Consider the following 26,130-nt stretch of genomic DNA (forward strand, 5'->3'; position numbering starts at 1 on the left):
AGTGGTCAGATACGTTCAGGCTGGCCGCTTGGCCCGGCTTTTCAGCGCTCCCAACATCACAAAGAAACCGGGGATAAGGATCATGGCCCAGATGATTTTGTCCAAGTGCGCCTTTACCCAGGGGAAATTTCCGAAGAAGTAGCCTACCGTCACGATACCGCCTACCCACAGCGCTCCACCTGTCACGTCAAAAAAAGTGAACTTGGAACGTGTCATTTGTGCAACGCCGGCCACAAAAGGCGCAAAGGTTCGCAGAAAAGGCATGAAGCGTGCTGCCACGATCGTGATGCCGCCGTACTTTTCGTAAAACGCATGCGCCTGATTGAAAGCCTGCTTGTTGAAGAAGCGAGAGTCTTCCCACTGAAACACTTTGGGCCCGATAAAGCGTCCGATCGTGTAATTGCTCTGGTTACCCAAGACGGCTGCCGCGAACAATAGGCTGACGGAAATGGTGTAGTCCATCAAGCCTACACCGCACATGGCACCCACTACAAACAACAATGAGTCACCCGGCAGAAACGGCATGACCACGACACCTGTTTCCACAAAAACGATGGCAAACAACAAGGCATAGACCCACAGGCCGTAGGTCTGCACAAAAACCTCCAAGTGTTTGTCTACATGAAGGATGAAATCAAAGAGGGTACTGATGATGTCCATGGCTTGATTATGGCTGTGCCCTGCCAGTCACTTCTGCAAAACGCTGGTGATATTGCCCACTCTCCGTACCAAGCCAGCGATCCCACCAGGTGAACCACAGGCCATAGTTCCCTTTGGCGGTCTCGTGGTGCAAATGGTGATGGGTGGTTGTGGTGAATCGCCCCCACAGCCAATGGCGGGTAAATCCCGAAGGCATGGTTTCTACAGCGGCATGCCCATGCGCATTACGGAGAATCTGGTGCACTGTGAATGCCAGCAGCACACTGACATGCAAAGGCACTAACGCCAGGGCCAGCGGCGTGACCATCGCATTGATCAATGCCTCTACCGGATGAAAGGAATACGCTGCCCAAGGGGACGGGTTTCGCGAACGATGGTGCACCCCATGCACATGCCGGAACCACCAGCGGGTATGGAGCAACCGGTGAGTGACATAAAAATAGAAGTCGTGCCAAAGCAACATCAACGGAAAACTGAGCACCCACCATGCCCAGCCGTGCTGACGCACTTGGAAGTACACATCAGCCTTGCCGGAAATCACGGACGCTAGTACTGCCAGGCCCACTGCGGAAAACACCAACAGGGTGCTGAGCGAGTAAAGCATCTCGCGACGCACATCGGCGGAGCTTGGCCATTGCGCAATGAGCCGGTGTGCCAGTCGCCTGCGCAGTGCCACATGCAAAAGCCCCCACACGAAGCTGGCCGCTACAAGATAAAAGATGCCTTCATTCAGAAAATTGCCTACAAAGCGGCTCGCCAACCATCGCCACGCCTGCAAATCGCCCCATGGCCCGGCTTGCAAATACTGCCAAAACTCCATGAATGTCCTCCGCGGTGAAACGCCTGGTGTTTCGTCATCCTAATGTAGAGCCCACGGTGCCACTACAAAAAGGTCGGGCGCCTAAAATGCCTGTGTGAACGCACCATTGACCACCGCCCCCCGCCGCCCCATCCGCGAACTCCCCGACGAACTCATCAGCCAGATTGCGGCCGGTGAGGTGGTGGAGCGCCCCTCCAGTGTGGTGCGTGAGCTGGTGGACAACGCGCTGGACGCCGGCGCCACCCAAGTCACCCTGCGCCTGCTGGCCGGGGGGGGGTGCGCCTCATCAGCGTGGAAGACGACGGCCAGGGCATCCTGCGCGATGAGCTTCCCATTGCCTTCAAGCGCCACGCCACCAGCAAAATCGGGAATCTGCAGGACCTGGAAAGCGTGGCCACGATGGGCTTCCGGGGTGAGGCATTGGCTGCTATTAATTCCATAGCGGACTGCGCAATCCTGTCACGCGCCAGCGGCCTGAATGATGCCTATCTGCTCGATGGCCGCACCGGCGAACTGCGCCCGGTGGCGCGGGGCCAGGGCACCACCGTTGAGGTCAAAGAGCTGTTTTACAGCACCCCTGCGCGCCGCAAATTCCTTAAAACTGACGCCACCGAACTCGCGCATTGCATCGAATCCGTACGCCGCCACGCCCTGGCTCGCCCCGACGTGGGCTTTGCCATCTGGCACGAAGGCAAGTTGGTGGAGCAATGGCGCCGCTGCCTGGATGTGCCGCTGGCGGATGCGGCGGTGGACGCCGCACTCGCCGCCTTGGACCAACGCCTCTCCGATGTATTGGGCCCGGAGTTTCTGGCGCAGAGCGTGCGGGTGGACTGGCACAGCAAGCAAGCCAACGAATTCGGCCAACCGGCCCTTCGCGTCTGGGGCCGCGCGGGTGTGCCCGACGCCGCCCGCTCGCGCGCCGACCAGCAGTTCTGCTACGTCAACGGCCGCTTTGTGCGCGACAAGGTCCTCACCCACGCCGCCCGCAGCGCCTATGAAGACGTGCTGCACGGTAACCGCCAACCGGTCTATGCCCTCTACGTGGCCATGGACCCGACGCGCGTGGACGTGAACGTGCACCCCACCAAAATTGAAGTGCGCTTTCGCGACAGCCGCGAAGTCCACCAGGCCGTGCGCCATGCGGTGGAAGACACCCTGGCTGCCCCACGCGCTGCAGCCGCAGCTGGCGCCACAGCGGGCCAGACCCAAGCGCCCAGCCTTTTCGGCACCACCAGCGAAGGCAGCGCCCTGCCCGCACCGGGAATTTATATACCCAACAAGCCCGTAGCGCCCATGTACAGTGCGCAACCAGCTATCAAATTCGAAGCAGAAGAAGGTCTGATAGGCCACCGCGTCAACGACATCAGCCTGCTCTGGCAGCGTAACCCAGCAACCCAAGATGGCTGGGCGACTGCGGGCTCTGCGCAGGTCAAGGAGGAGCCCGCAAAGCGGGCGGGGGACACGGAGCAGAGCGCGCAGTCACCCAGCCGTCTGGCGAGCGAAGAAGCCTGGCCCCTGGGCCGAGCGATTGCCCAACTGCAAGGCGTCTACATCCTCGCTGAAAACAACCAAGGTCTGGTCATCGTGGACATGCACGCCGCACACGAACGCATCGTTTACGAGAGACTCAAACAGCAAATCAGCCTCACCGCCCCCGACGGCACTGTGCACCCACTGGCCAGCCAGCCCCTGCTCATCCCCGCCACCTTCGCCGCCACCCCCGATGAAGTGGCCACCGCTGAAGCCCATGTGGCCACGCTCAACACTCTGGGTTTGGAGATCAGCCCCTTCTCACCCAAAACCCTGGCCGTGCGCGCCGTGCCCACCACCTTGGCACAAGGTGACGCGGTAGAACTGGCCCGCAGTGTGTTGGCCGAGCTGGCGCAGCACGACGCCAGCACTGTCATCCAGCGCGCCCAAAACGAAATCCTCGGCACCATGGCCTGCCACGGCGCGGTGCGCGCCAACCGCAAGCTCACGCTCGAAGAGATGAACGCGCTCTTACGCGACATGGAAGCCACCGAGCGCAGCGACCAGTGCAACCACGGCCGCCCCACCTGGCGCCAGCTCACGCTCAAGGAGCTGGACTCGTTGTTTTTGCGCGGACGATAAATGCACACCCCGGTGCCAGGCCTGAGCCCCGAGGCTTGCGCGGCCCAGAGTGCCTTGTTCGCACTGGCCGATACCGGCAAGGCCGCCACAGCGGCACGCTACTTCCAAAGCGGACCGGGTCAGTATGGCGAAGGCGACCAGTTTCTGGGCATCCGCGTGCCGGTGATCCGCGAGATCGCGCGCCAGTTCAACACCCTCACGCTAGCCGACTGCGCGGCATTGCTGCAGTCCCTTTACAACGAGGTGCGCTTACTGACCCTGGACGTGATGGTGAGGCGCTTCACCAAGGGCAAGGCGGATGTGCAGACCGCGGTCTATGCATGCTTCATGCAGCACCGCGACCGTATCAACAACTGGAACTTGGTGGACGGCTCGGCGCCCTATATTAGCGGCCCGTATCTGCTGAAACGCGACCGGGGCATCCTCTGGGAACTCGCAAACTCCCCTGTACTGTGGGACCGGCGCATCGCAGTGCTCAGCACCTTCGCCTTTATCCGCGCGGGAGACTTCGACGATGCGCTGAAGCTTTACGCACAGCTTCTCGCCGACCCGCACGACCTGATGCACAAAGCCTGCGGCTGGATGCTGCGCGAGCTGGGCAAACGGGACGAAGCCCGTCTACTTGGTTTCTTGCAAACCCACTACGCCGCCCTGCCCCGCACCTCGCTGCGCTATGCAATTGAAAGATTTGATGCCCCTAAAAGGAAGGAATTCCTTCTCGGCCGCTTCAAAGATTGAAATTCATCGTCAAAACGATCGGTAGCGCTCACCCAATATGCGCGAGTAGCTCCTAAATAGATAGCACCACATCTTCCAATTGGGCAGGGGCAGACGGCTCCGCGCAGGCCAGATAGCGAGCAACAAACCCACCTACGCTGGTCTCTGGCAAATCCACCCATACGGTGTGCCCACTGCCAGGAGCCACGTCCATCGCGGAGCAGTCTGCGTTTTCCATGCGGGTCAGAATCGCATCGAAGTTGCCTGCGGGGTAGATGATTTCCAACCGGTCGCCCACTGCAAACTTGTTGCGCACATTCACCTGCGCCAGCCCCCGCTCTGCATCAAACGCCAGCACATCGCCCACGTACAGACTGCGCCCGCTCTCGGAGTAGCCGCGCAGGTAGTTCTGGGTGGCCTCAGGCGTGTGGCGCTGGAAGAAACCGCTGGTGTAACCCCGGTTGGCCAGACCTTCGAGCTGGCCCAGCAGCTCGGGGTTGAGCGCGCGACCGGCCACGGCGTCGTCAATGGCTGCCCGATAAGCCTGCGCAGTGCGGGCCACGTAATACGGGCTCTTGGTGCGGCCTTCGATCTTGAGCGAGTCCACGCCGATTTCCACCAAGCGCTGCACATGCTCGATGGCGCGCAAGTCTTTGGAATTCATCACGTAGGTGCCGTGCTCGTCTTCCTCGATAGGCATGTAGTCACCGGGGCGCTGGCTCTCTTCCAGCAAGTAAGCAATGCTTTGATGGGCCTCGGCGGGCACTGTGCTGCCCTGTCCGCAGGCGTGGCCGCTGCGCTGAGGGCTCAGCACATCACCACTCGCATCCACCTGGGCCACATGCGTCTTGTAGTCCCAGCGGCAGGAATTGGTGCAACTGCCCTGGTTGGCATCACGATGGTTGAAGTAACCCGAGAGCAGGCAGCGGCCCGAATAGGCAATGCACAGCGCGCCATGCACAAACACTTCCAGCTCGGTGTCCGGGCAGTCCTGACGAATCTGGGCCACCTGGTCCAGCGACAACTCGCGCGAGAGGATCACGCGGCTAATACCCACCTTGCTCCAGAACTTCACCGCCGCTGCATTCACTGTGTTGGCCTGCACCGAGAGGTGAATTTCCATCTCCGGCCAGGCTTCGCGCGCCAGCATGATGAGGCCGGGGTCAGACATGATCATGGCGTCGGGCTTGAGGTCAATCACCGGCTGCATGTTCTTCACATAGCTCTGCGTCTTGTTGCCGTGCGGAAAGATGTTGGACACCAGGTAAAACTTCTTCCCCTGCGCGTGCGTGTGCTCAATGCCCGCACGCAGCACATCGAGGCTGCCGAAGTCGTTGTTGCGCACGCGCAAGGAATAGCGGGGCTGCCCCGCATACACTGCGGTGGCACCAAAAGCCAGCGCGGTGTGCAACATGGCCAGCGAGCCAGCAGGGGCCAGGAGTTCAGGTGTTTTTGGGGGGGGTGGGAGCGGCGGGAAACGTCATCCCGGAATTATCCTGATGCCACCTGCAAAAGCGGCCGCGAAAACCTTGACCCACATCAACCAACGCACAATGTCAGCACCCATGAAAACCAAATATTTCCTGCAGCTGCTGGCGCTGTCATCACTCTGGGGCGCGTCTTTCCTATTCATCCGCATTGCCAGCCCGGTGTTCGGCCCCAACGTGCTCGCCCTGCTGCGGGTAGCCATGGCTACCGCCACACTGGCCGTGCTGATGAGCTTGATGGGCCAGCGCTGGGCATGGCAACACTGGCGTTCCCTGGCCGCCATCGGCGCCTTGTCAGTGGCCATGCCGTTCTTGCTATTCGCATGGGCCGGGCTGCAACTGCCTGCGGGCTACAGCGCGCTGCTGAACTCCACGGCGGTGATCTTTGGCATGTTTGCGTCCGCCCGCATGGGCGAGGACACCATCACCTTCAAAAAGCTCCTGGGCTGCGCCTGCGGCTTTACGGGGGTGGCGCTGATCGTGAGCCTGGGGCCTGTGGAGCCCTCGCTCAACGTGGTGCTGGCGGTGCTGGCCTGTGTAGCGGCGTCAGCCTGTTATGGCTTTTCCACCCCGATCACCAAACGTGCAGTGGGCCACATGCAGCCTCTGCAAATTGCAGCAGGTATTCACGTCTTGTCTTTGGCAATGCTGCTCCCCGGCGCTGCCTACAGCTTGCCGGATGCCCGCTTCAGCTGGCAGGCATTGGGCGCAGTGGCGGTGATGGGCATCGCCACCTCGGGCCTGGCCTACTGGGCCCATTTGCGGATCCTGCGTCACGTCACACCTGTCGCTGCGATGAGCCCCATCTTCATGGTGCCGGTGTTCGGAGTGTTGTGGGGACATCTTTTTTTGGGTGAGGAACTAGGGCACGGCTTGCTGCTGGGCGGCAGCCTGGTGCTGGTGGCCAGCGCGCTGATCACCGGCTTCAACCCCTTGCAGCGTTGGCTGGACCTGATTGACGCCAAGCCCTAGGGCCTGTCACGCAACAGTCATCCGGCCCCACCATGATCCCGCGTTGGTTTATTTCACAACAAGGGACTTCATGAAAACCATCCGTTTTGCAGCTACTGCCGTCGCTGTGTCGATCGCGACCTTGCTCGCTGCCTGCACCACCATGGGAACAGCCACCAGCGGCTACCCCACCTTGAATGGCGCCAAGCCCCTGGTCATCGGCCACCGTGGCGCCAGCGGCTACTTGCCCGAACACACCCTCGCGTCTTACAAAAAGGCCATTGAAATGGGCGCCGATTTCATCGAGCCTGATCTGGTCGTCACCAAAGACGGTGAGCTGGTAGCCCGCCACGAACCCAACATCACCGCCACCACAGACGTCTCCACCCGCGCCGAATTTGCCAGCCGCAAAACCACCCGCAAGGTCGATGGCGTGAACGAGACCGGCTGGTTCGTCACCGACTTCACCCTCGCCGAACTGCGCACCCTGCGCGCTAAGCAGCCGAATGCTGCGCGCGACAAGTCGTTTGATGGCCAATTCCAGATCCCGACCTTCCGCGAAATTCTGGAGCTTGCCAAAACCGAGTCGGCCCGCACCGGCCGCACCATCGGCGTGTACCCAGAGACCAAGCACCCCACTTACCACGTGGATGCCGGTCTGCCTATCGAGCCACGCTTGTTGGCCATGCTGGCCGAATACGGTTACACCAAGAAAGACTCTCCAGTCATCATCCAGTCGTTTGAAGTCTCCAACCTCAAAGCGCTGCGCAAGCTCACCCAAGTGCGCCTGGTCCAATTGGTGGATGCGGACGATGTGGACTCCAAAGGCAATGTGACCCTGGTCGCTCCTTTCGACAAGCCTTATGACTTTGCTATAGCCAAAGACAGCCGCACCTTCCCCGACCTGCTGACGCCCAAAGGTCTGGCGGAAGTCAAAACCTACGCAGATGGCATCGGCCCCTGGAAGCCCTATCTGGCCAGCGCCGCCCATGTGATGGGTGCTGACGGCAAACCGCGCGACCTCAATGGCGACGGCAAGATCACCGACGCTGATCGCGTGGCCCTGCCCCCGACTGACGTGGTGAAGAACGCCCACGCCGCCGGCTTGTTCGTGCACGCCTACACCTTCCGCAGCGAAGCCCCCGGCTTGCTGTCGGACTACAAAGGTGACCCCAAGGCCGAATACAAGCGTTTCTATGCCCTCGGCGTGGATGGCTTGTTCAGTGACTTCCCGGATACCGCGGTGTCCGCGCGCGACGGCAAGTAAGCATCCGCAAGTCCTCACAAAAACAGCGCTTCGGCGCTGTTTTTTTTGGCAGAACAAGCTACCAGGCAAGCGCGTCGCAAGGCCACTCTTGCCGGCGCCCGCAAAGCGGAAGGTGCCCCGTAAAATGGCCGGCACATGACCGCCCCGCTTGCAAGCCCCCTCCCGCCTGAATCAGTCCCCCCCCGCACCAACACCCGCACTGAACTCGCGGCTCTCTGGGCTTTGGCCTGGCCCATCCTGATCGGGCAGCTGGCGAATGTGGGTATGTCGGTGGTGGACGTGGCCATGGCAGGCCATGCGTCGGCCCACGACCTGGCAGGCATATCGCTGGGGGTGTCGATCTGGAACATCGTCATCATCACGCTCATGGGCCTGATGATGTCCGTGGCCCCCATGGTGGCCCACCATGTGGGTGCTCGAGAGTTCACGCTAGTGCCGCATTTGGTACGCCAAGGCATGTGGAAAGCGCTGGGCGTGGGCACCGTAGCTATGGTGCTCACTCAGCTCTCCGCACTGGTGTTCGACTACATGGACATCGAGCCCCACGTGCACGAGGTGGCCACCGGTTTTGTGTTCATCATCAGCTTCGCGCTTCCGGCGTTTGCCTGCTACCGGGTGCTCTACGGCTACAGCGCCAGCCTGAACCAGACCAAGCCGCTCATGGTCATGTCAGTGGCGGCACTGCTGCTCAACATTCTGGTGAACTGGCTGCTGGTGTTCGGCAGCTGGGGCTTTCCACGGCTGGGGGGCCTGGGTTGTGCCTGGGCCACGCTCATCTGCGTGTGGTTCAACTTCCTGGGTCTGCTGGTGTGGATGCGCTTGGCACCCGCCTACCGCAGCACCTGGCCGTTCGCGCAATGGGAAGGCCCGCACCCTGAAAAACTTGCCGCTTTGTGGAGACTGGGCTTCCCCATCGGGGTGACCTACTTTGCCGAGACCAGTGCTTTCGGCCTGATCGCCCTGCTGATTGCCGGCTTCGGCAGCCGGGAAGTGGCCGCCCACCAGATTGCCCTGAACTTCACTTCCCTCGTGTTCATGGTGCCTCTGAGTCTGGGCATTGCCCTGCTCACCCGCGTGGGCCAAAGCCTGGGCGCAGGCGATCCAGTCGCTGCAAAGTTCCGGGCCTGGGTGGGCGTGAAGGCCGGGCTGGGCTTCGGGCTGCTGTCTGCCATCGGCATTGCAGCAGGCGCACACCAGATTGCTTGGGCTTACACGAACGATGCGAACGTGGCAGCTCTGGCTGCCCAGTTGCTGTTTCTGGCGGCAGTGTTCCAGATGTCGGACTCTGCGCAGGTCGTCATCAGCAGTGCCATCAGGGGCTATAAGGTCTCCCGCAGCCCCATGGTGATACACCTCACCGCATTCTGGGGTTTCTCACTGCCCCTGGGTTGCGTGCTGGGTCTGGCGCCACAGTGGCTGCCATGGCGGCCTGCGCAGGCCATGGGCGCCCAAGGGTTCTGGATCGCGTTAGTGGTGGGTCTCACAGTGGCAGCCGTCGGACTGCTGCTCTTGCTCCAGCGTGTAACGCGGTCGCGTATCCAAGCGGGGGCCCGTGCATGAGCCAAGCTTTGCCTTTTTACCTGTGTCTGGCCGGCCCCACCGCTGCCGGCAAAACCGCCGCCGCATTGGCCATCGCCGCAGAGCACAACGCCGAAATCATCAGCGTAGATTCCGCCCTGGTCTACCGGGGCATGGACATCGGCACCGCCAAACCCGAAGCCGATGAGCTGGCCGCCGTCCCCCACCACCTCATCAACATCCGCGACCCCTTGGAGGCCTACAGCGCCGCCGAGTTTGTCAAGGACGCAAAGGCCTTGATCACAGACATCCACGCCCGCGGCAAACTGCCGCTGCTGGTGGGCGGCACCATGCTGTACTTCAAAGCCTTGTTTGACGGGCTGGATGACATGCCCGCAGCCAGCCCCGAAGTCCGGGCCGCCCTGGAGGCCGAAGCCGCAGACTTGGGCTGGCCCGCCATGCACGCCCAACTGGCTGCGGTAGACCCCGTAACCGCAGCCCGCTTGGCACCAGCCGACAGCCAGCGTATCCAGCGTGCGCTGGAGGTGTACCGTGTCTCGGGCAAGCCACTCTCCACCTTTCATGCGCAGCAGGACGCTATCAAAAAAGAAGCTGCTCGCGCAGATAAAACGGGCGCCAGCGCCCTTTTTTCCTTGGAACCGGAGGATCGCGCCTGGCTGCATGCGCGCATCGCCCAGCGCTTTGACCTGATGCTGCAGGGCGGTTTTCTGGATGAAGTCAAAACCCTCATGGCCCGGGGCGACTTGCACCCCGACCTGCCCAGCATGCGTTGTGTGGGCTACCGCCAGGCATGGGAAGCGTTGGCCGGCACCTCGCCCATGGCCGAGCTGCGCGACAAAGGTATCTTCGCGACACGCCAGCTCGCCAAACGGCAGATTACGTGGTTGCGCTCCATGCCGCAGCGCCAAGTGATTGCGGCAGACCAGCCCGACGCGCAAAGCGCACTGCTGGCTGCTGTACGCGCCGCGCTACGTCAACGGAAGACCCCATGATTCTGCGCATTTCCGGTTTGGCCAAGCACTACGGCACCACGCCGGTGTTCAAGAACGTCCATCTGGACGTGGCGCCTGGTGAGTTTGTCGCTATCGTGGGCGAGTCCGGCGTGGGCAAGTCCACCTTGCTCAACTGCATGGCGGGTTTGGACAGCTGGGACAGCGGTATGGTGGAACTCGCGGGCCAGAACCTTGGCACCCTGTCCGACGACGGCCGCGCGCTGCTGCGCCGGGAGAGTGTGGGGTTTGTATTCCAGGCCTTCCATGTATTGCCGCACCTCGACGTCGCCCAGAATGTGGCTCTCCCGTTACTGCTTCTGGGACGTGATGAACCGGACCGTGTGAACGCCATGCTGCAGGCCGTGGGCTTGGGCGATCTGGGCGCACGACTGCCCCAGCAACTCAGCGGCGGGCAGTTACAGCGCGTGGCTATCGCCCGAGCATTGGTGCATCAGCCGGCGCTTATTTTGGCGGACGAACCCACCGGCAACCTGGACCCCGGCACCGCGGCCAAAGTGATGGAGGCCTTGGTGCACCAGTCCCGCGAACATGGCAGCGCACTGGTGCTCGTGACCCACTCACTGGCCGCGACCGAACAGGCCGACCGGGTACTGCATTTGCGCGCCGAAGGCATGACGGACGCTCGTGGCTGACAAACGCCAGGCGCTGCGTTAGACTGAGTGCGAAATTTGTAACAAAACGCAAGCGCAGCCCACATCTTGAAGTCACCAGCAGGCATCAACCGTCGCATCGCCATGGCAAGCTTGGGCATCAGCGTGTCAGGCCTCGCAACGGCACATTGCAACCGCGCCATCCAAGTGCCCGTGTCTGCCACGGGCCAGAGCGTAGTCATTGATGGCGATGCCGTGCGCGGCATTTACCCCGACATCCTCAACGCCATTTCCACGAAAGAGAAATGCCGCTTTGTTGTCATGCCGGTTCCCCGCGCCCGCCTTGAAAAACTGTACGAGAGCGGCAAGGCCGACATGATTGTGGCGAGCACCCGGTCTGTGAGGCGGGATGAGTTCGGTGTATTCGTCCCCATGGTGCGGAGCCGAGCCATGGTGATTTCCTTGGGCGACTTGCAACGTGCACCCTTCAAAACGACGCAGGACGTACTGAACAACAAAGAGGTCCGTTTGGTGGTGGTGCGCGGCTACGACTATGGCAACGCGTACCACGAGCTGATCGAGGCGATGGGCAAAGAGAACCGGGTTCTTCTGGAGGCCGATCCCAACGCGGTAGCGCGTCTGATGAAGACCAACTCCAACGATGTGACCATCATGGTGCCCACCATCATCTACGGTGCCATGCAGGAAGATGTGCGATTGAGCGACCAATTGGAAAAGTTGCGTTTTGAACCCCTGGACAACATTCCATGGGGAGAGAGTGGCGTCTACCTCTCCAAGACCTCACTGGAACCCGGCCTGATGAAGTTCCTGCAGTCTGCGATGCAGCGCACCGCACAGGCCGGTACTGTGCACAAAGGCTTCGCGGCCTATTACCCGCCGCAGGTGCTCAAGGACAGCATCAAGCCGCTCGAAAAGACGGCCCCTTAGGGCCGCCCAATCACCTCTTACCACTGCTGAACAAGTAGTCCTTCCTGCAGCCGGTATCCTCGCGCGGCCACTGCCCGCGCCTCCGACTCGTCATGCGTGACCCACAAGGTAGCCATCCGGTGTTCAGCGATATGGGCCTTGAATTCGTCCCGTAATTGCAAGCGCAAGTCAGCATCCAGCGCTGAGAAAGGCTCGTCCAGCAGCAGGGCCCGGGGGCGGGTGATCAGCGCACGGGCGAGCGCCACGCGCTGTTGCTCGCCGCCGGAGAGTTGCCAGACTTTGGACAAAGCGTAGGCCGACAAGCCGAAGCGCGCCAACATGGCCCGCGCTTGATCGCGCGCAGCCGCTTTGGGTATGCGCTGCTCGACCAGCCCGAACGCTACGTTGTCCTGCACGTTGAGGTGCGGGAACAGGGCGAAATCCTGGAACATGAGCGCAAAGCCGCGCCGCTCGGGCGGTGTGGCAGAAATGTCTGCGCCATCCATGCGCACCATGCCGGCATCCGCCTGCTCCAGCCCGGCCGCAATGCGCAACAAGGTGCTTTTGCCGCTGCCGCTGGGTCCGAGCAAGGCCACGGTTTCGCCAGCGGCCACTGCCACCGATGCACCACGCAGCAAGGCTTTCGGCGCACCGCGCGGCGGTGCCCATTGTTTGGAAATGTTCAGCAGCTCAAGCACGCGCTTCGTCCTCATCCGTGGGCCATTCAATCAACACAAAGGCCAGCAAAGCTAGCCCCATCAACACACAGGCCAACACTTGTGCAGCTGCCAGATTGTCCGCCCCCGGTTTGCCCAGATGCTGGTAGATCAGGGTGGTGAGCGTGGCCCACTCAGGGCGCGATAAAAACAGGCTGACCGCAAACTCCCCCACTGCGGTGGCAGCGGCAAATGCCATTCCCCGGCGCAAGGCCGGTGCCAGCAATGGCAAGGTCACCCGCCAGAAGCAGCGCCACGGACTTGCGCCCAAGCTGCGCGCGGCCTCCAGGTAGTGCGCGGGCAGGCTGTCTAGCCTCGCGGCTAGCGACTTGGCGACGAAGGGATAGGCCAACAACGCATACGCCGCTACCAGCACCCCGAAGCTGCCGCTCCACTGCGGGTACAGCAGCAGCAATCCAAATGCCACCATCACCGGTGACACGATAAAGGGCAGAAACACCAGCGTGCGCAGCCACAGCACGCGCTGCGCGGCCAAGGCGTGAGCCAGCCCCAAGCCAGTAGCCAGCGCCAGCGCCAGTGCGGAGAATTGCGCGGTGTTGGACAAGGCCAAGAGTGTGTCTTCATCGGTCAACACGGTCCACGCGATTGCTCCTGAATTCATAGCGCCTCGCGCAATGCTGACGAGCGGCGCAGCACAAATAAGCATCCATATCAACACAACAGCGACCACTGTCCCCCAAGCGGCCCAGCCCTGCGGGCGGCGGCGGGGTATGGCGTCTGCACGCGCGGGTGTGGCCAAACGGCGCTCCATGAAGGCATAGCCCCAGGCCACGATGGCGGTGAGTGCCAGCATCCACAAAGACAGCACACCGGCCTGCCCGAGCTGCAGCTCGTGGGCGACCAAGGTGTAGATCTCGACCTCGGCGGTGGCGTAGTCCTGCCCGCCCAGCACCAAGGCCAGACCAAACCCCGAGAAGCAATACAGAAACACCAGGCACAGGGCGGAGGCCAACCACGGCGCAACGGCCGGCCACTCCACCCGCCAGAAAGCCCGCCAGGGTGTGGCCCCCAGACTGCGGGCCGCGGCCACTCGCGCGGCACTCACACTGGAAAGCGCATCGACGCCGGCACGCACCACCACACACAGGTTGAAAAACAGGTTGCCGTACAGCAGCAGCCAGGGTGTGCCCTGCAGGTCCGGCCCACCCCAGCGGGGGAGCCAACCGTTCGGTCCTGCAAGCGCCAACACCCCCATGGCAGCCACTAGAGTCGGCACCACAAAGGGCAGCATCAGCCCTCGCAACAGGAGTGACCGACCGGGGAACTCCCAGCGTGCCAGCACCCAAGCCATGGGCAAGCCCAGCAGAAAAGTAGCAACGCAGGTCAGAGCCGCTTGCGCCAGTGACCAAAGCAGGCGCCCGCGCAAATAGTCATCCTGCCAAGGTGCCCACAAGCTCTCTACACCCCAACCCTCCGCGACCAAGCGCAGCGCCGGCGCTACCAAGACCACAGCGAGAAACGCGAGGGGCACTGCTGCCAGCCACCAGCGCGCAAAGACGCCGGACCGCCTCGCTACAGCTTGCATCCCGCCTTTACGCTCCACGCACCGCGCACCGTGACAGCACTTACTTCAAGACCGCCTTGGTCCAGCGCGCCACCCACTCTGCGCCCTTGGCCGCAATGTCCGCATCCGAAGGGGCGCTGAACGCCGTGGGCTCAGGCGCGAACTTGAAGGCCTCAGCCTTGGCCACACCAGCTTCGGCGGGGAACATCCACATTTCGGTTTGCATGCCGGTTTGAACAGGGGCAGAACGCATGAAGTCCACAAACTTCTCGGCGGCGGCGCGGTTTTTGCCGCCCTTGACCAGCGCCACGCCTTCGACTTGGCGGAACACCGCACCCGGCAAGCTCAAGGAGCCGGTGGGTGGTTCGACCAATTTGGTCTTGCTGTAGAACAGCTCGGCCGCCGGGCTGGTGGCATAACTGACCACCATGGGGTGCTTGCCGCCGTTCTGGCTGAACTCGGTGTAGTAGGCCTCGGTCCAGCCCTTGGCCACTTTCAGGCCATTGGCGCGCAGCTTGGCCCAGAAATCAAAGGCCTTGTCTTCGCCCAAGGTGGCGATGGTAGAGAGCAAAAACGCATAGCCGGGGCTGCTGGTGGCCGGGTTTTGCACGACCAGCAATTTGGCGTAGGCCGGTTGCGTCAAGTCGTCCAGGGTTTTGGGCAAGGCCACACCGTTTTTGGCGAACCAGGCTTTGTCGTAGTTCAGGGTGACATAGCCGTAGTCCACCGGCACCAGGGGCGCGGGCAATTCAGCCACGGGTTTGCGGCCGGCCGCAACTGGGGCACCGGCTTCCAGCACGTCAGCCGCCAGTGCCTTGGGGGCCAAAGCGTTGTCAATGCCATACACCACGTCGGCAATCGGGTTGGCCTTGGTGAGGATGAGCTTGTTGAGCATCTCGCCGGCATCACCCGCTTTGGTGATTCGCAGCTTCACGCCATTTTCTTTTTCAAACTGGGCCAGCAATGGCTTGGGGACGGTGAAGGAGCTGTGTGTCAGTACACGCAGGTCGGCAGCATGTGCAGCGGTGAGGCCAGCGGTAAGACCAGCGGCTAAAAAGGCGGCGCCCAGAGTGGTCTTCAGAAACGAAAAAATCCCGTATTGCATGGTGTGCTCTCTTTCAATGCGCCGGCGAAGGCTGCATCAAAAACCTGCATCCGCAAACGGGACTCTGGCTTCTCACACTTCCTACGCTGGCATAACCCAGATCAGGTACATGGGGTATTTCTCAGTCCTGTGACGGACACCCCCGGTGGAAGCCGTGATTGTAGGCTTTCAGCCCATGGCTGCACGCGCTAGCCCCAAAGAACCGGTTTATGGACCATGAGATAGAACACGGCCAGCATGGCCACAAAGGCCGGATAGCCCAAGGCTTCCCAACGGCGGGCATGGTCCCAGTACTCCCCGGGCAAGGGCTGCCCATTCTCATGGGCCTCTTTGGCGAGAGCCGCCATGCGGATCTGCAAACCGACCACCGGCATCCAGCAGGCACCGGTGATCAGGTAAAGCGCAAAAGACACCACCAGCCAAGGCGAGTCCCAGGGGTACCCCGCGAGATAGACCATCATGAACCCTGTCACCGGCTGGACCACCGCTGCGGGCGTGGTAAGCCACCAGTCGGCGCGAACAACCAATCGGGTCACCACCGCCTGTGCTGCAACGACCCCGCTGCGGTTCACGAAAAACATGTAGAACGCGGTGCCAAAGCCGGTACCAACCAGAACTGTGCTGGACAGGATATGGATCCACTTGACCAGCAAAAAGCCACTCATTTGGTACTCCTCATCAAAACAAAAAGGATGGCTGCAATGGGCAAATTTTTGGAGAGGGGCCCCAAAGGATGCAACCACAAAGCCGGTGTCAGAAGCGTAGCGACAACTGTCATGAGCAACATGGCAATAAGTGCTGCAAGAAAGACACGGCGGCGCGGTTTCCACCACAAGAGCACGCCAAGAATCAGGTCTAGCGCAGCGCCACTCCACACCAAGACATTGGCAAGAAGCGGATCCGCAATGCCACCTGCAAGCAACAACGCGCGGCTCTGCCCTTCCAACTCCCACACACTGCAAATTGCGGTGAGTAGCCACACCAACACCAAGCTATAGCGCAGCAAATTTCGATCAGAAAGAGACATTGCGTCTTCCTCCGGCTTGCCACTGTTCTACGTCAGAAGCATGTTGGGCCAAAAACGACTGCAAACGCGCAAAGCGCTTCCGCGTCTGGTACCTGAAAACGGCGTCAATCAAAGGTTCGATGCATCGCATCAGAAACCCGGGACCGGCTTCCAGTGTGTAGGTGTACAAAAGAATGGAACGACCTTCCCCACTGTCCCTGTGGCGCATGGAAGCGGCCCAACGCGAGAATGGAAATGCGGTCCCCACCATGGTCGCAGCCGCTAATGAGGGGGGCGAGTAGCTGACGAATCGGGTGTGCATGGATAAGCTTTGCATCCAGCCCTTGCCACCGCTGACCGTAACCACCCCGACCGAGGGACACGGAGCACCACCTTCAACCCGCGTGTTCTTGACCAATGAGTCCCAGCGTAGCCGCCATGCGTGGTAGTGAAATGCATCAAACACCACTGCTGACGGAGCGGGCATCTGAAACTCAAATGTGCCGTGAGCCATGGCCTCAACGCTCCTCTACGACCTGAGTCACCATGCCCCATTTTGCAAACTCTGGGCTGAATTCATCCAAGGCCAAAAGGCCCATGGCAGGGTAAGCCCCCGCCGTGAAGCGCTGACCTGAAGCCAGTTTCCGGGCCAGCAGAATGGCGGCCAAGCAAGGAATTTCCGGCCCATGGTCATGGTCCGCTGCAATGTGCCAGGACCGTTTCAGGGAGTTGCCATCCACACCCGTCCCGGAAACCCGGACGACCATCCCACCCAACGCCGAGCCAAAGGGGTCAAAACACTTTGCACCCGCGTTCAGGGCCCCGGCAAGAACAGCGGGATTGGGAAACACCCGATGCCGACGCAGCCAAGCCATGGCGGCAAATACTCTCTGCGCCAAGGTCACTTCTACGGCCGCACGGAATTCGACACGATTGCGCACGGCGTAGTGCGAAGGAAATAGCTCCAGGTCCGGGATATCACAGGGCGAACCAAGGCGGGCCTTCAAGCCGCGTATTTCTACAGGCTGCGGATCGCCCCAACCGGTGAGCGACTGCCACTGTCCGTTGCGCCAGACCTGAATCGCTTCCCCGCAATAGCCGAGCACCGCCCGCATGGTGGCCACGCCCCGTGGAGCGGTCTGGGCGGGAGCGATGCAAATGTCGATGGTCTCTATAGCTTGCCATCCGCCACAGAGTGCATTCACCACGGCTGACGACAACGCAGGCACTGTGCTGGCGCCACAGATGGCTACGCGGTCTAGCACTTTGAATTCCGCGTCCAAGGCCGGTGCGAAATCGCACACAAAACGCCGCCCGTCCGCCAGATCGATGTAGTGTGCGCCGGCTTGCCCACAAGCACGCGCCACCGAGTAATGCTGACCCTGAAAGGGGCCTGCGGTGTGAATCAGCAATTCAACGTTCAAATCGACCAAGACCCGTGAGAAATCGGGACTGTGCATATCCACCGCCACACCACGGGCACGGTCCCGTGCGGGTATGGTTTCCGCAAAATTTTGTGCCGAGAGCCCGTCCCTGCCGGCAACCAGCAGCTCTATGGAGGGTGACCCCGCCAATGCCCGGCAAATACGTGCGCCGAAATTCCCGTACCCGCCCAAAACCATGACCCGCATGCCCGCTCCCTGTGCTTTGTTGTTGGCAACTGTCCGATCTCCACTATAGAGCCTGCGGTATCGGTGAAATTGCACAATCGCCCCATGTTCCAGAACTTCCGGCGCCCCGCCGGGCCCTTGTGGCCCCTACTTTGCAGCTTCTCCTGGCAGGAGCTGCGCCAGCATCCTTGGCGCAATGCGGCAGCGGTGGTGTCGGTGATGCTGGGGGTCGCGCTGGCGTTTTCGGTGCACCTGATCAACGCCTCTGCCTTGGACGAGTTTTCGCAGGCAGTGCGCTCGGTGGGCGGCCAGCCTGACCTGGAGCTGCGCAGCGCCAACAGCACCGAGGGCGTGCCTCTTGAACTATGGGGCCGCTTGCAGCGCGATCCGGACATTGCGCTGGCCTCACCGGTGCTGGAAATCAGCACGTACGCCCTGCCCGCCTCGTCCACCACAAGTACCAACTCCAGCGCCGAGCCCAAGCGCACGCTGCTGCGGGTGATCGGCATAGACCCTCTGCAAGTGGCAGCCATGGCCCCGGACTTGCTGCCGCGGCCGGACAAGGCCGAAGGCACAGACAGACTGTCCTTCTTCGCGCCCGATACCGTTTTTTTGAATCCGCTGGCACGCCAGTCCCTAGGTGGCAACACGCTGCAGTTGCAGATTGGCTTGCGCATGCAAGCGGTGCGGGTGGCGGGCAGCGTGGCGGCGGGCGGCGGAGCGCTGGCCGTGATGGATATTGCGGCTGTGCAAGACCTTTTCGGCCTGGGAGAACGCATAACGCGGGTCGACCTGCGTCTGCGCGCCGGGGTTGACCGCAAGGCTTTGGTGCAACGGCTGCAAAGCGAGGCCGATTGGCCGGCAGGTGCCACACTGCGCGAGCCTGGCGATGCGGTCACCCGGGTCAGCAATCTCTCACGCGCCTATCGGGTGAACCTGACGGTGCTGGCGCTGGTGGCCTTGTTTACCGGCGGCTTTCTGGTGTTTTCGGTGCTCGCCTTGAGCGTGACGCGGCGCTCGCAGCAGTTTGCTTTGCTGGCGGTGCTGGGCCTGACCGGTCGGCAACGTCTGCAATTGGTGTTGTGGGAAGCCGCTGCTTTGGGCGCCTTCGGCAGCGCGCTCGGTCTGCTGCTGGGCACTGCATTAGCGGCCCTGGCCCTGCGCTTGTTGGGTGGCGACTTGGGTGGCGGTTACTTCAGCGGCGCCACACCAGCCTTGCAATGGAGCCCTTGGGCTGCGCTGGTATTTGGGGCACTGGGCACTGCCGCAGCTTTGCTCGGCGCATGGGGCCCTGCCCGACTGGCCCAAGCCTTGCCACCCGCCCAAACCCTGAAGGGATTGGGGCACAGCCAAGGCGGTGGCAGCGGTGTGCGTTGGGGCGCGACGTTGCTGGCGGCGGGCGGTCTGCTAGCCCTCTTGCCCCCGGTGTGGGATATGCCGCTGGCCGCCTACCTGAGTGTGGCGGCCCTGCTGCTGGGCGGCATTATGAGCCTGCCTGCGCTCGTGGGCGTGGTGCTCAACCGCGTGGCACCGCTTCTGACACGCCAGCTGTTGCCTCAGCTGGCCGTAGAGCGCGCCCGGCGCGTGCGCGAGAGTGCGGCGGTTGCCGTGAGTGGCGTTGTCGCGGCCCTGAGCCTGGCCGTGGCCCTTACCGTGATGGTGGCCAGCTTTCGCGGCTCGGTGATGGACTGGCTGGACCAGGTGCTGCCCGCTGACCTGTACCTGCGCACCGCCACCAGCAGCACCGCGCTGGACACCGCGTACCTGGACCCCGCCTTTGTGGACCAAGCCGGCGCCCTGCCCGGAGTGGCACGCGCCACCAACCAACGCATCCTGAACCTTTCCCTGGACTCGGCCAAACCTGCCGTAGCGCTGATTGCCCGCCCCTTGCGGGACCCGCAGAGTAGCCAGCTGAATCTGCCCTTGGTGGGAGACGTAGCCAAGGTCCCACAGGGGAGCATCGCCATTTATGTGAGTGAGGCGATGGTGGATTTGTACGGCGCCAGGGTGGGGGAACCTTTCCCGGCCCTGTCTCTGGCCTTCAAGCCAAATCAGGCCCTGGCGCCCGCGGAATATGCGCAAGCAGCTCCTTTTTTTGTAGCAGGCGTCTGGCGGGACTATGCACGCCAGAGCGGCACTATTACCCTGGACCGCGCGGATTACTTGCGTTGGACCCGGGACACGCGGGTCAATGACATGGCGTTCTGGCTGGAGGAAGGCGCGTCCCCCGAGGCCCTGCAGAGCGCCATGCGCAGCCTGGCCGACCGCCTAGCCGGCACGCCCGGTGGCGAGGCCGGCAGGCTGCTGGAATTCGGCTCCGCCCGCGAGATACGCGCGACCAGCTTGAAGATTTTTGACCGCAGTTTTGCAGTCACTTACTGGCTGCAGGCTGTGGCCATTGCCATCGGGCTCTTCGGGGTGGCGGCCAGCTTCAGTGCGCAGGTGCTGGCACGGCGCAAGGAGTTCGGGCTGCTGGTGCACCTGGGGCTCACGCGTCGGCAGATTCTGCGGGTGGTGGCCATGGAGGGCGCTGCGTGGACATCATTGGGCGCATTGGCCGGCATCGCGCTGGGCCTGGCAGTCGCCGTGGTGTTGGTGCATGTGGTCAACCCGCAGAGCTTCCACTGGACCATGGAGCTAGCCCTGCCTAGGGGCCGGCTGGCAGCGCTGGGAGCTGCCGTGATTGCGGCGGGGACGCTGACCGCCTGGTTGTCCGGTCGCGCTGCTGCCGGGCGGGACGCAGTGATGGCGGTGAAGGAAGACTGGTAAGCCGGCCTTCACCGCCCACTGACAACACTTACTTTTTGGCGCGGATTTTCACCAGCTCGGCCTGCGCTTCATTCCACAGATCCATGCCGATATCTGCGCCAATGGAGGCGTACACACGGGTGAGCTTGTCGCGCATACGGGCAGACTCGGCGGGCGACAACTCGTTGATCTGCATGCCCTTGGCCTTCAAGTCAGCCACGGCCTTGGCGGCTTCCTCGCGGGTGTCTTTGCGCTCGAAGTCGCGGCTCAGTTTGGCAGCATCACTCAGGATTTTTTGCTCATCCTTGGACAACTGATCCCACCACTTTTTGCTCACCAGAACGATCCAGGGGCTGTAGACGTGGTTGGTCACGGTCACGTACTTCTGCACCTCGTAGAACTTGCTCGACAAGATGGTGTTGAAGGGGTTTTCCTGGCCGTCTACCGTGTTGGTTTCCAGTGCGCTGAAGAGCTCTGAGAAGGCCATGGGTACGGCGTTGGCACCCAGCGTCTTGAAGCTGTTGAGGAAGACGTTGTTCTGCATCACACGCAACTTGATGCCTTCCAGGTCTTCCACCTTGTTGATGGCGCGTTTGCTGTTGGTCAGGTTACGGAAACCATTTTCCCAATAGGCCAGACCGACCAGGCCTTTGTCCTGGAGCTTATTGCGGATCTTGTCGCCGACCGGGCCATCCAGCAGTGCGTCCGCTTCCTTGGCGTTGCTGATCAGGAAAGGGGTGTCCCACAGTGCCATTTCCTTGGTGATGCCCACCAGGGTGGCGGTTGACCCGACCATCATTTCCTGCGCGCCCCCGATCAGGGAGTTTTGCATCTGGACGTCGGGTCCGAGAGCGGCGGCACCGATGGTGCGAACCTTCATCTTGCCGCCGGACGCTTTCTCCACGGCCTCGGCAAACACCTTGGCAGCGCGGCCCTGGTTGCTCTGCTCATTGAGGCCGTAGCCAAAGCGAATCAGGCGGGGCTTGATGTCTTGGGCCAATGCAGGCAGCGCGGCACTGAATACAGCAGCACCAGCCACGGCCAGAACGGCGCGACGGAACAGTTGGGGGGAAGCTTTCATGGTATGTCTCCAGAGTAAGTGTTGTTGTGTTGCGAAAGGGAAAAACGCTTAGCGCATCCACGCCACCGGCGCGGTCACGATCTGCGGGAAAAGCACGAAGAGAAACAAAATCAGCGTGTAGGTGATCAGGAACGGATTCACACCCTGCACCACGCGGTGCAGCGGCAAACGCCCTACCCCGGCCACCACGTTGAGCACCGTGCCCACGGGCGGTGTAATCAGCCCGATGGCGCCGTTGAGCACGAACATCAGCCCGAAGTACACGGGGTCAATACCGGCCTTGACGGCGATGGGCAACATCACCGGCGCAAAAATCAGGATGGTGGGCGTCAAGTCCAGCGCGGTACCCACGAGGATCAACACCAACATCATCACCAGCATCAACAGGCGCGGGCTCTCCACCAAGGGGCCCAACCAGCCGGAGAGCACACTGGGCAAATCCGCCAGGGTGATCATGTAGCTGGCCACCTGAGCCCCTGCGCACAAGAACATCACGATGGCAGTGGTCTTGGCAGCCCGGACCAGCACCCCGTAAACCTCTGCGACCTTCATTTCGCGGTGAACCAACAAGGCCACCACGAGGGCATAAAACGCCGCCACGACGGCAGCTTCGGTGGGCGTAAACACACCCGACTTCATGCCGCCGATGATGATGACGGGCATCAGCATGGCCCAGAAGGCTTTCAGCGTGGCCTGCAGGCGTTCACGCATGGGCAGCGGCTGCCCTTCGGGCAACTCGATGTTGCGCAGCACCAGCTTCCAGGCCACGATCAATCCCGCGCCCATGATCAAACCTGGCACGATGCCGGAGAGGAACAAGGCCGAGATGGACGTGTTGGTAGTCACACCATAAATCACAAACGGCATGCTGGGCGGAATGATGGGCGCGATGATGCCGCCCGACGCTAACAGCCCCGCAGAGGTGTGCATGGGGTAACCCTGCTGGCGCATCATGGGCATCAGGATGGTGGCGAGTGCTGCGGTGTCGGCCAAGGCCGAGCCACTCATGCTGGCCATCATGACCGCCGCACCGATGGCAACAAAGCCCAAGCCACCGCGGATATGCCCCACCCAGGCTTGGGCCATGGTGATGATGCGCCGGCTGATGCCGCCACTGTTCATCAGCTCGCCAGCCAGAATGAAAAAAGGCACCGCCAACAGGGGGAAGCTATCCACCCCCGCCACCAGGTTTTGCGCGAGCAACTGGGTGTCCCAGAAATCCAGCACCCAAGCCATGCCGGCACCAGTCAGTACCAGCGCCAAGCCCATGTTCATGCCGATACCCATGAGGGCCAGCATGCCTACGGAGAAAACAATAAATGAGAGTCCTTCGTTGCTCATGGCCTTACTCCACGTCGGCGGTGTGGCCCAGGTCCAGCGGGGCACGTTGAATCAACTCCCACAGCGCCATGGCGCCGATGGACAAGGAGCACAAAAGCGCGGGCAGGGGAAGCAATGCATTCGGATAGCCCAGCACGACCGAGGTGCTGTCCATCCCGACCACCACCTGCTGCCAGGCACCACGGCCCAACAACCCGCAAGCCAGCAACACCAACAGACGAATCAACAGGGTCATAAAGGCCAGTGCTTTGGGTCGTTTTTGCAATGCTGCCAAAAGGCTGGTGAATGCCATGTGTTCACCGGCCGGGTAGGCCGCCGTGGCACCAATGAACACCATCCAGACAAACAGCAGGCGCGACAACTCTTCACTCGCAGCCACCCCACTGCCAAAGCCATAACGCAATACGACGTTGACGAACACCGCCAAAGCCATAACACCCAGGCAGATCGCCATCAGCACGTTGGTGGTACGGACAAAGCCGCTGTTGCGGACCGGTGTGTCCGGCGTATGGGGGGCACTCATAAAGTTTCCTCGTAGGTTGCGAGCCATGCAGTCACGGCAGCCTGCAAGTCGTCCAAGGGCTGCATGGCGTTCAGGGTCAACACACCGGCTTCACCGGTGGGGGACTGCAAGGTGGCAAATTGGTTGTCCACCAGGCTGGTAGAGAAAAAGTGGCTGGCTGCCCGGGCGGTCACGCGGGCTTGGGCATCCGTTCGACTGATCTCGAGAAATGCAAACAGCAAATCGGGTGCTGCCGCGCGCAGCCGGTCACGGTACGTGCGCTTGAGCGCAGAGCAGGTCACCACCGCACCCTGCGGATGCAGGCGGATTTGCTCGCTCAAGGTGGCGAGCCAGCCTTCGCGGTCGGCATCCGTTAACGCAATGCCCTGCTGCATCTTGCTGCGGTTGGCCGGGCTGTGGTGGTCGTCCCCTTCCACCAACGGCATGCCGGTCGCCGCTGCCACCCGGGCACCGACGCTGGACTTGCCGCACCCGGCCACCCCCATGATCACAATTGATTTCATAGCTTCCATTTTTTTGGATAGCGCTATCCAATAGTCTTCAAAAAATGGCGGCATTCCACAAATACATGCGCAAAGTGCCGCTACTTAGAACGATGCGGGTTACTACCCTGATCCATCGCTTTCGGATAGCGCTATCCTATGAGAAGATTTCAAAAACCCATTCAGTAGTTTCCCTAGGCCATGAACAACCCTCTCCGGCCGCGCGCCACAGGCCGCGTCACCCTGTCCGATGTGGCGCAGTTGGCCGGCGTCAGCCCCATCACCGTGTCGCGCGCATTGCGGGGGGAGCGCGCGGTGGCGCCCGACCTGGTGGCCAAAGTGCGCGCTGCAGCAGACACGCTGGGATATGTGCCCAACCCTGCCGCGCGCGCCCTGGCCTCAGGCCAGAGCAGCCATGTGGCTGTGCTCATCCCCATGCTGTCCAACGCCTTGTTTGTGGACTTGCTGGAGGCATTGCAGCAAACGCTCAGGCAAGCCGGTTTTCAAACCCTGATCGGTATTACCCACTACGACCCCAGTGAAGAAGAAAGTTTGTTGCGCGAGCAGCTGCTGCACCGCCCAGCCGGCCTGATCGTGACCGGACTGGAGCGCCATGACACCACCCGACAGTTGATCGCACAAAGCGGGGTGCCCTGCGTCCACCTGATGACCACCGAGGCCCCGCAAGGCGCCCATTGCGTAGGCTTTTCGCAAATGGATGCAGGCCGCGACATGGCCCGCCACCTGATAAGCAAGGGTTACCGGCGCATTGCCTTTGCCGCGGCCCAGCTGGACCCGCGGACCCTGCAACGCCTGCAGGGCTGGCGCAGTGCCTTGCAAGAGGCCGGTCTGTATGACGAAGTACTGGAGTGGCTCAACCCAGCCCCCTCTTCGTTGGGCTTGGGGGCTCGCATGTTTGAGCAGATCATGGGGCAGACGCCACCGGTGGACGCCATATTCTTCTGTAACGACGACCTGGCACAAGGCGCTTTGCTGGCGGCCATGCGTACGGGCGTTGCAGTCCCGCAGCGTGTGGCCATTGCCGGCTTCAATGACCTGACCGGCAGTGACCAGATGGTGCCGCCACTCACCACCGTGCGCACCCCGCGTGCCGAAATCGGCCATGCAGCTGCGCAAATGCTGATCCGACTGATGCAGGGCGATACCGTGCCCAGCGAAGCGGTGAACCTGGGCTACGCGCTCCAGGTACGGCAAAGCACCTGAAGCGCACCGGAGTCGCAAGCGCTCAGGGAGCGTTGGACTCCAAACCGCGCAACACCCGGCCGCGGCCTGCCGTCAGATATTCGGCATAACCGGCCAAACCTGCCACCAGTCGCCACATGGCACGAGCTACCAAAGCCATGCCATGACCGATGTCACACACCGGGTCCACGACGGCCACTTGCCAACGGCTGGCCGCGCAATTTTCCGGCGCTGGCACCCATTGCAGCTGAATGCCATCCTGCCCTTTGTAGGCCCAAGCTTCCACCACCACGCGCTGCCCGGCACGCAGTTGCAGATCATGGCCCAGCGCCACAAAGTGGTCACCGGTCTCTGTAACCGGTGTGTTGCGCGACACGTCCAGCGTCGCCCAGGCGCGACCACTGATGACGCGCAGCACGCCGGCGGTGCGGGGCTTCAGGGTCACCGCGCGGCCTTGCGGCAGAGTCCAGCGGGTGTTCTCGCAGAGCGCCACCTTGCCCATCGCGACATCCACACCGGGTGCTGCCGGTGCGGCGAGGTTCACGCCGGACAGGGAGGCAGACACGAATTCTTGCAGCGAGGAAGAGGAAGACGGGCTTTGCGATGACATGGAAAACTCCTTGAAAAGTGTGGATGGGCAAACGGATGATCCTCCCGCCCCGCATTCCCCGTCCAATGAAATCGGGCTATGCTATTCATTCCATTTA

General features: G+C 61.9%; 24 protein-coding genes, 1 pseudogene and 1 riboswitch. Of the genes and pseudogenes, 10 read left to right on the forward strand and 15 right to left on the reverse strand.

Annotation, left to right across the window (positions count from 1 at the left end):
* Positions 1-15: 15 nt before the first annotated feature.
* Both ACOAP0_RS03340 and ACOAP0_RS03345 read right to left on the reverse strand, forming a co-directional pair.
* Positions 16-660: a VTT domain-containing protein gene (locus ACOAP0_RS03340; protein ID WP_498375595.1), complete on the reverse strand. Its 645-nt coding sequence runs from the start codon at positions 658-660 to the stop codon at positions 16-18.
* A 7-nt stretch (positions 661-667) separates the two neighbouring features.
* Positions 668-1,480 carry a sterol desaturase family protein gene (locus tag ACOAP0_RS03345; RefSeq protein ID WP_498375594.1) on the reverse strand — a complete coding sequence of 271 codons (813 nt, stop codon included), beginning with the start codon at positions 1,478-1,480 and terminating at the stop codon, positions 668-670.
* Positions 1,481-1,574: 94 nt separating this feature from the next.
* Between ACOAP0_RS03345 and mutL the strand changes: the two are divergent.
* A pseudogene (gene mutL / locus ACOAP0_RS03350) lies at positions 1,575-3,592 on the forward strand (DNA mismatch repair endonuclease MutL).
* On the forward strand, positions 3,593-4,330 hold the full coding sequence (locus ACOAP0_RS03355; protein WP_498375593.1) for a DNA alkylation repair protein: 738 nt from the start codon (positions 3,593-3,595) through the stop codon (positions 4,328-4,330). It begins immediately after the preceding pseudogene.
* 52 nt (positions 4,331-4,382) lie between these two features.
* Here ACOAP0_RS03355 and trhP read toward each other — a convergent pair whose 3' ends face one another.
* Entirely contained in the window at positions 4,383-5,723 is a 1,341-nt protein-coding gene (trhP, locus tag ACOAP0_RS03360; RefSeq protein WP_498375592.1) for a prephenate-dependent tRNA uridine(34) hydroxylase TrhP, read from the reverse strand.
* 151 nt (positions 5,724-5,874) lie between these two features.
* On the opposite strand from trhP, the gene ACOAP0_RS03365 reads away from it, so the two are divergent.
* The 6 genes from ACOAP0_RS03365 to ACOAP0_RS03390 all read left to right on the forward strand — a co-directional run bounded on the left by ACOAP0_RS03365 (position 5,875) and on the right by ACOAP0_RS03390 (position 12,104).
* Positions 5,875-6,768 carry a DMT family transporter gene (locus ACOAP0_RS03365; RefSeq protein ID WP_498375591.1) on the forward strand — a complete coding sequence of 298 codons (894 nt, stop codon included), beginning with the start codon at positions 5,875-5,877 and terminating at the stop codon, positions 6,766-6,768.
* 70 nt (positions 6,769-6,838) lie between these two features.
* On the forward strand, positions 6,839-8,014 hold the full coding sequence (locus ACOAP0_RS03370; protein WP_498375590.1) for a glycerophosphodiester phosphodiesterase: 1,176 nt from the start codon (positions 6,839-6,841) through the stop codon (positions 8,012-8,014).
* 135 nt (positions 8,015-8,149) lie between these two features.
* On the forward strand, positions 8,150-9,574 hold the full coding sequence (locus tag ACOAP0_RS03375; RefSeq protein WP_498375589.1) for an MATE family efflux transporter: 1,425 nt from the start codon (positions 8,150-8,152) through the stop codon (positions 9,572-9,574).
* On the forward strand, positions 9,571-10,545 hold the full coding sequence (gene miaA, locus ACOAP0_RS03380; RefSeq protein WP_498375588.1) for a tRNA (adenosine(37)-N6)-dimethylallyltransferase MiaA: 975 nt from the start codon (positions 9,571-9,573) through the stop codon (positions 10,543-10,545). The genes ACOAP0_RS03375 and miaA overlap by 4 nt, the downstream gene beginning before the upstream one ends.
* A complete protein-coding gene (locus tag ACOAP0_RS03385; protein WP_498375587.1) occupies positions 10,542-11,198 on the forward strand; it encodes an ABC transporter ATP-binding protein in 657 nt (218 codons plus the stop codon). Before miaA ends, ACOAP0_RS03385 begins: the two co-directional genes overlap by 4 nt.
* Positions 11,199-11,264: 66 nt before the next feature.
* Positions 11,265-12,104, forward strand: a complete 840-nt coding sequence (locus ACOAP0_RS03390; RefSeq protein WP_498375585.1) for a substrate-binding periplasmic protein — start codon at positions 11,265-11,267, stop codon at positions 12,102-12,104.
* A gap of 17 nt (positions 12,105-12,121) precedes the next feature.
* On the opposite strand, the gene ACOAP0_RS03395 is transcribed toward ACOAP0_RS03390, so the two are convergent.
* From ACOAP0_RS03395 to ACOAP0_RS03425, 7 genes are all read right to left on the reverse strand, one after another.
* Complete coding sequence (locus ACOAP0_RS03395; protein ID WP_498375584.1) at positions 12,122-12,781, reverse strand: ABC transporter ATP-binding protein; 660 nt, start codon at positions 12,779-12,781, stop codon at positions 12,122-12,124.
* Positions 12,774-14,345 (reverse strand): ABC transporter permease, encoded by a 1,572-nt coding sequence (locus tag ACOAP0_RS03400; protein ID WP_498375582.1) that lies wholly within the window; start codon positions 14,343-14,345, stop codon positions 12,774-12,776. The genes ACOAP0_RS03395 and ACOAP0_RS03400 overlap by 8 nt, the downstream gene beginning before the upstream one ends.
* Positions 14,346-14,385: 40 nt before the next feature.
* Complete coding sequence (locus ACOAP0_RS03405; RefSeq protein WP_498375581.1) at positions 14,386-15,429, reverse strand: thiamine ABC transporter substrate-binding protein; 1,044 nt, start codon at positions 15,427-15,429, stop codon at positions 14,386-14,388.
* A gap of 60 nt (positions 15,430-15,489) precedes the next feature.
* Positions 15,490-15,583, reverse strand: a riboswitch (TPP riboswitch).
* Between the two features lie 34 nt (positions 15,584-15,617).
* Positions 15,618-16,094 (reverse strand): DUF2269 family protein, encoded by a 477-nt coding sequence (locus tag ACOAP0_RS03410; protein WP_498375580.1) that lies wholly within the window; start codon positions 16,092-16,094, stop codon positions 15,618-15,620.
* Positions 16,091-16,456, reverse strand: a complete 366-nt coding sequence (locus ACOAP0_RS03415; RefSeq protein ID WP_498375579.1) for a DoxX-like family protein — start codon at positions 16,454-16,456, stop codon at positions 16,091-16,093. The genes ACOAP0_RS03410 and ACOAP0_RS03415 overlap by 4 nt, the downstream gene beginning before the upstream one ends.
* The gene (locus tag ACOAP0_RS03420) at positions 16,443-16,949 is read right to left on the reverse strand and encodes an SRPBCC family protein (RefSeq protein WP_498375578.1); all 507 of its coding nucleotides are present in this window, start codon (positions 16,947-16,949) and stop codon (positions 16,443-16,445) included. Before ACOAP0_RS03420 ends, ACOAP0_RS03415 begins: the two co-directional genes overlap by 14 nt.
* Before the next feature lie 4 nt (positions 16,950-16,953).
* The gene (locus tag ACOAP0_RS03425) at positions 16,954-18,066 is read right to left on the reverse strand and encodes a saccharopine dehydrogenase family protein (RefSeq protein WP_498375577.1); all 1,113 of its coding nucleotides are present in this window, start codon (positions 18,064-18,066) and stop codon (positions 16,954-16,956) included.
* 84 nt (positions 18,067-18,150) lie between these two features.
* Here ACOAP0_RS03425 and ACOAP0_RS03430 point away from each other — a divergent pair, with 84 nt between their 5' ends.
* Entirely contained in the window at positions 18,151-20,814 is a 2,664-nt protein-coding gene (locus ACOAP0_RS03430) for an ABC transporter permease (protein WP_498391314.1), read from the forward strand.
* 28 nt (positions 20,815-20,842) lie between these two features.
* Here ACOAP0_RS03430 and ACOAP0_RS03435 read toward each other — a convergent pair whose 3' ends face one another.
* From ACOAP0_RS03435 to ACOAP0_RS03450, 4 genes are read right to left on the reverse strand one after another with little or no spacing between them, the layout of a single operon-like run.
* Positions 20,843-21,874, reverse strand: coding sequence for a TRAP transporter substrate-binding protein (locus ACOAP0_RS03435; protein WP_087494505.1), 1,032 nt, complete (start codon positions 21,872-21,874; stop codon positions 20,843-20,845).
* Between the two features lie 48 nt (positions 21,875-21,922).
* Positions 21,923-23,215, reverse strand: coding sequence for a TRAP transporter large permease (locus ACOAP0_RS03440; protein ID WP_087494506.1), 1,293 nt, complete (start codon positions 23,213-23,215; stop codon positions 21,923-21,925).
* Positions 23,216-23,219: 4 nt separating this feature from the next.
* Positions 23,220-23,738: a TRAP transporter small permease gene (locus ACOAP0_RS03445; protein WP_087494507.1), complete on the reverse strand. Its 519-nt coding sequence runs from the start codon at positions 23,736-23,738 to the stop codon at positions 23,220-23,222.
* Positions 23,735-24,241 carry a gluconokinase gene (locus ACOAP0_RS03450; protein ID WP_313867158.1) on the reverse strand — a complete coding sequence of 169 codons (507 nt, stop codon included), beginning with the start codon at positions 24,239-24,241 and terminating at the stop codon, positions 23,735-23,737. Before ACOAP0_RS03450 ends, ACOAP0_RS03445 begins: the two co-directional genes overlap by 4 nt.
* Before the next feature lie 180 nt (positions 24,242-24,421).
* Between ACOAP0_RS03450 and gntR the strand changes: the two genes are divergently transcribed.
* Positions 24,422-25,444 (forward strand): HTH-type transcriptional regulator GntR, encoded by a 1,023-nt coding sequence (gntR, locus tag ACOAP0_RS03455; protein ID WP_087494508.1) that lies wholly within the window; start codon positions 24,422-24,424, stop codon positions 25,442-25,444.
* Positions 25,445-25,466: 22 nt separating this feature from the next.
* Here gntR and ACOAP0_RS03460 read toward each other — a convergent pair whose 3' ends face one another.
* Positions 25,467-26,033, reverse strand: coding sequence for a DUF2917 domain-containing protein (locus tag ACOAP0_RS03460; RefSeq protein WP_498375576.1), 567 nt, complete (start codon positions 26,031-26,033; stop codon positions 25,467-25,469).
* Positions 26,034-26,130: the final 97 nt, after the last annotated feature.

It is taken from the genome of Curvibacter sp. Hmag1.1 (genome assembly GCF_059769165.1).